This window comes from Bacillus sp. OTU530, from assembly GCF_038440375.1.
The window spans coordinates 1-412 of sequence record NZ_JASATP010000161.1; the positions used below are offsets into that span (position 1 = coordinate 1).

A 412-nucleotide genomic window follows, 5' to 3' on the forward strand; every position below is an offset into this window, starting at 1 on the left:
GGTGGAAGGGTTTCTTTATAACCCATTGCTCTTCGAGCAATGACAAAGCTAGCCGCTTCATGGATAGAGATCCCGAAACGTTTCATATACTTCATCTTACCAATTACACTTGTGTAGGCAGGATTAACCGAAAAAACAGCCACACCCATCTTTTCTGCACGGGAATAGATGGCAGAAATCATTTTATTGTAGGCGAACAGAGATAACAGTCTGTTCGCTTTTTTGTTCCCGTAGTGGTGAGATACCTTGGATGTGGTTGTGTTCAGTTTTTCAATTGCAATTGGTTTGTTCTTTTCTTGTGCGATTCGAACCAACTCAATGGCTTCCGCCTCAATGATTTTCGTAATTTGCCCAGAGGATTTCCCCTTCAAGTCAAACGGCAATGTCCATGAATCTACGCGTTGTCCTTTAC

The 412-nt window shown here is 42.5% G+C and carries 1 protein-coding gene; it reads right to left on the minus strand.

Annotation, left to right across the window (positions count from 1 at the left end; genetic code table 11):
• The coding region (locus AAHB12_RS31395) for an IS200/IS605 family accessory protein TnpB-related protein (protein WP_342048958.1) at positions 1 to 412 on the minus strand (412 nt) is incomplete at both ends.